The organism is Bacillus sp. 105MF (assembly GCF_000374885.1).
Taxonomy (GTDB): domain Bacteria; phylum Bacillota; class Bacilli; order Bacillales; family Bacillaceae_G; genus Bacillus_A; species Bacillus_A pseudomycoides.
Genome location: NZ_KB895649.1, coordinates 1 through 5195, shown reverse-complemented (window position 1 = coordinate 5195; position 5195 = coordinate 1). Strand labels below are relative to the sequence as shown.

Sequence of the window (5195 nt, the reverse complement as noted above, 5' to 3'; positions counted from 1 at the left end):
GATCCCACCGATAAATTTTAAAACTGCCATTGCGATTGCCATATGATTTCACCTCCTTTTGTTGTTGCTGCGATGTGATTTATATTATAGTAAGCGCCTATGTTTTATCAATACATCCTCATATGCAATATTGCATATGAGGATGTAGCAGGTTCCATGAAGTTCTTTGATAACTTGATATATAAGGTTGCAGGAAGAAAACAAAGTGCGAAAACCAAGCCGTTCAGTTCCTGCGTAAAATATCAACCGTAAAAAAGAACGTCCAAGCGTTGGACATCTAGGGGTGGAATAACCCGAAGTAACGCTCAGTGAGACGAAAGGTCGCTTTCGTCGTGGAACTGAGAAGCCCCCACTTCAAAATTCTTTAGAATTTAAGTAGCGGGTAGTTCACAATATGCATTTCAAAATATATACAATTGCATTAACATGTTTCAAATATTATTAAGTTGTATTTTTGAAATGAAATAGTCTAGATTTTCAGCATTGTCATAAAGTGTACTTTTTGAAATAACATATAAATTTATAATGAATCAATCTTATTCCTCCTTTTCGGGGATTCGGGAAAAATTATCCTATTAGTACAAATATCTGTATAGAATTCTGTATAAAAAAGCCCTGCATATAAGCAAGGCTTTTTCTATTTCCAAAATTGCCACCATTTTTTTTGTTGGGTGGCTGCAATCAATTTTTTAGTCTCCTGGTTTTCACGGATCATAGCCATTAGGTTTTGATCACGTTCATCAATTTTTTGAAAATCCTGTTGTTGTTTTTGCTGTTCAGTTAACCATTCCTTTAAATTTTCTTCATGTTTTTTAAGCAGTTCAGATACTCTTTCAGCAACAATTCTATCCAATTCCTGCATAGCTACAACTACTTGTCCTACTTGGATCTGTTCAGGTTGTTGTTTAGTTATTTGGATAGGTTCAATGTCTATATATTCAGGTAATCCTTCTTTACTGAGGAGCTCAATAATTTGTTTTGTTTGGAGGTTTCTTTTATTTCTCATTTTAGCTATAAATTGAAAAACAGGTATACATTCTTGATGAATTAAATACTTGTTCTTTTCACCTTGTTGGAAATTTAAAAAACTACTGTAGGTTTGACAGTTTCGTTTTATAGTCATAGCTGATACTTTTATTTCCTTGGCTACTTCTTCAGCTGATAACCAGTCTTTTTGTTGCACTGTTCAGATCACCATCCTTCTACACATCTAAACATCTGAACAGAAAAACAAGGGTTTCCTTGTTTTTCTGTTCAGATGGCTATTTAGATAATATGATATACAAATAGTTTAACACCTGAACATCTAAACGCAATATATAAAAGAATTACTAGAAAGTAAAATAGAAGGATAGATCTTAAGTCATGCACAGAATGTTAGTATTATGGGGATTATGGGAATATCTAACTTCTTATAATAGGACATTATGTAAACTCTCTACGAATACAATATTCATTATAAAATATAAAAGTAAAAACATAAAAAAGGGAGAATCTAGTAGTGAAAAAAGACTTTGAAAACGCACATCGTTTCTGTTCTCATAATAGAAATGCTTTAGAAACAGATACTATATGGAGTAGCATCAGGATTTTGCGGATTTACAGCGTCAAGGTAGAAATCCCTGTATCAATAGGGTTTACTCTATTGATACTTAACTGATTTTGCTTCAAATAAGGTTTGCGAGTGTCTCGTATGACTTGTCTCAAAATCCTTATCGTTGTTAAGTTATTCATTTTTAATACTATAAACAACTTAATGTTGTAAATCCGTATTTTCGGGACGCTACCCCTTAATGGCGGTGGGCGGGCTTTAAAACCCTAAACCTGAAAAAGCTAAAAGTTCCGCAAGGAACGGGTCGTATTTTTGAGAAACCCATTCAAAAATCTCCACCCTCAACATCAAAAAGTCGGTTCGTTAATCCTCACCTAAAGGCTATTGCCTTTTCTTTTTAATGTTGTCCTGGCAAAACTTTTTTCGGCTCGTTTGCTTTTCTCGCCAAGCCGAAGGACAAAAAGCAAAGCAATTGTTCTCGACTTGGACTAGCAATTATACGAGCCGAACCGCTTAGATCATTCGTTCAAAAATAGTTCTTACTCAAAATTTTGATACGTTTAGTACGTGGGGTTTCGTCCCCACACGACGAGCCAGCACTCCAAACAAAAAGCAAGGAAACCCTAAATTCGGTTAATTTGTTTTTTATTATAAATACTATATGTAAAATTTTACATTTATTCTTATGAAAAATAAAATAAAATACCTACAAATTTAACCGAAATCACTTATAACGCCCTATCTTCTTCTTTATAAGTACTTATCTGCATTGAATGTAATCGCATCAACCTGTCCTCTATCTCGTCATACAAAAGAATCTGAACGCTCGTTTTTTCCTAAACGCAAAATTCGAGTGATTATTTTATTCAACTTTAGATTTTGGCTGTTGATGGATGTGGGGTACCGCCACATCGCTATCAAGCTAAGGTTATGAAGTACCCCCTAAACGAAAATTTTTATCTATCTACAATTATTTATAACAATTCAGCTCATTTTTTTAGTTTTGGGTAACAACGAATTTCTTAAGTTAATGGGCATGGCCTGAGATCCCCCATAAAGAAAAAGCACCCTTAGGTGCCTTTTCTTTGTTTGTTCTCGCGTATTGAGATGACTATTCAAACCTTGTATTAGGGGACATGGTTCAAACAGATATATATTACACTTAAAGCTTAACATTAACAGAAAACACTGTAAATTGATAACATTTATGCAGAATATTACCAAAGTTTAGTATAGATATTTTTCACTATTACTATAATGAAAATAGTATAAAAGCACAATTTCAGGGATTTTTTCATAAAGAAAAGACACCCATAAGAGTGTCTTTTCTGATGGTTTTTTTTAGCAGAAGCAAGCAGCTCCAACTATGATTAATAAAATAAACAATACAACTACTAAAGCAAATCCTCCAGCAAAGCCGCCACAACTACCACCAAAGCCCATAATAGTTCCTCCTTTACTAATAAGAGGGGAAAAATGGGGTCATCTTCATGTGTTTTAACGGTTTACATTACCTTATGTTTTTAAATGATATATGAGCAGGTCCGTTTAAAAAAGAAAAGGCACCCTAAGATACCTTTCTCCGACTTGAACCATCTTAATTTTAATAATATGTATGTGGACTCCCATCCACTTACCATTTTACCATATTTATCTATATTGTTTATTGAGAAAAAAAGAAAAAGCCCCATAAATCAGAGCTTTTATGTTATGGTTAAGTTACCTAAATTACTATTTTCTTGCGCATGTTATCCCCATTTCATGTGCTTTTTTTATTTTATTTCTCCTCTAAAATACGTTCAATATCATTTATACTTAATTTACTCGCTTTAGCAATTGTTTCGAGTGGTACACCTAGTTCATGCATACCTTTAATCATTTGTATTTTTCCTTCTTGAATTCCTTCTTTCTTCCCCTCATTACGAGCATGAGCAACCTTTGCAGCTTCATCCATTAACACTTTTTCCCTTGCCTCATAGGCTTGCCGGAAAGAAGAATCTTGGCTCATGCGTTCCCACTTATTCATTGCTTTTTGTAAAATCGGATCTTGGTTCATGGCAATGTCCTCCAATGTTTGAGTTAAGTGTTCATCTTCATTCGCTGGAAGTAATAATAACCAACGAACAAAAGAATCTTCCCAGGGATTTACTTGTTCATTCCGCCACTGTTGCATTAACTTCGGAATCTCAACCATATGAACTTCTATATCATCACTCAATATCTTCTGTTGTTGCTTATTCCACAAGATTCCTGTTGTATGAAACGCTTCATATTCTGGAAACATCACAAAGTTTAACAGATTAATGGTGATAGTTTTATGAAGAGAACTGTATGGCATCCCCTTTTGCAATTGCGATGTGAATAGCTTCCCCCAATAATATAAACTTCGTTTGATCATATCGTGATTATTATTGAGCTGTATTTCTACATTTACTTTTGTTCCTGTATCTAATGTAGCTGAAATATCTAAAATCGATAATTTATCCTCTTCATGTTCTCGATGTAAATGTGGATCTTCTAGCTGTAAAGAAACAATAGGTGATTCTAAGGAATCTTGTAGCATCGCATTTAAAAACGCGATGAGAATATCCTCACTACCATTTGTACCAAATAATTGCTTAAAAGCAAAATCGATGCGTAAATTTACTAATTTTTGATTGGACACAGGTTTTTCCTCTCTCTGTCTAATGCTCTTTCTTTTTCTTTATTGTACATAAAAACAATAGGGACATGCAAACGGGCTCTTTCTTATTATACAAATATGAATCAAATTTCTAAATTCACTTTTGTCATCAGTTTTTGGAACATTAAAAAATTACAACATTCAATTATAATTATCCCTAATTAATATGGTTCCAAAACCTTTACTTTTGGGGACGTTTTTTTATTTATGATTAAGTAAGTGCTGATTAATTCTATCTTGAATTGCATCTTTAATAAATTCTTCGATGGAACTGTTTGTTTCTTCTACAATTTTTGTTATAGATTTATACTCGTTACTTGTGAGAGTTACCGGCTTTGTTACGGTATTACTATCTAAATACACACTATTATTAACACGTTGTATCAGTTTTCCTTCTATTATATAGGGTGCTAAGCTATCCATCCATTCGGTCTGCATTCCAGATGGTAATGATACTAGAGATTGACGAATATCAAAATACCAGAATTCATCTTCTACTGATATTTTTAAGTTTCTTGGTGACACATACTGTAATATGAGATCAATAAATCGAAAAATATCACTTCGAAATCGGTCAGATTTAGGGAAGCGGAATTTTACAAATCTTTGATGATGACTTCGCGGTTGATCAGATAAAACATAGGCAGGCTCATATCCTACTTTTATTGCATCCCCTAATATCATGTCATTCCCAAATTCGTCACGAAGTATTATATCTCCACGTTTTGGAATCGAGATAATACGTGCTAACGTATTCCCTTTCATAAACCTTTGTAATAATACTACATTATGCTTTTGTGAGTATGTATAGATCGTATTTTTCCGCTCTATTTGTTGTACTAATTCACGGATGTCATCTTCTTTTACAAATTTTGTTTTACGATTACGATGCTCCTGTATAGTACAAGCTAACTCTCCCTCTTCTATCCATTTTTCGAGTTGATACATACTGATATGATA

General features: G+C 33.5%; 4 protein-coding genes. All 4 read right to left on the bottom strand.

All coding sequences use genetic code 11. From position 1 onward, the window contains the following. Nucleotides 1-637: 637 nt before the first annotated feature. Complete coding sequence (locus tag C564_RS0130985; protein ID WP_018768163.1) at nt 638-1183, bottom strand: DUF3967 domain-containing protein; 546 nt, start codon at nt 1181-1183, stop codon at nt 638-640. 1710 nt (nt 1184-2893) lie between these two features. Next, nucleotides 2894-2995, bottom strand: coding sequence for a YjcZ family sporulation protein (locus tag C564_RS35955; protein ID WP_000505675.1), 102 nt, complete (start codon nt 2993-2995; stop codon nt 2894-2896). Nucleotides 2996-3329: 334 nt separating this feature from the next. Next, nucleotides 3330-4217 (bottom strand): Rpn family recombination-promoting nuclease/putative transposase, encoded by an 888-nt coding sequence (locus tag C564_RS0130975; protein ID WP_003209727.1) that lies wholly within the window; start codon nt 4215-4217, stop codon nt 3330-3332. 219 nt (nt 4218-4436) lie between these two features. After that, nucleotides 4437-5195, bottom strand: a 759-nt coding sequence (locus tag C564_RS0130970) for a hypothetical protein (RefSeq protein ID WP_018768162.1), incomplete at its 5' end; no start/stop codon positions are given.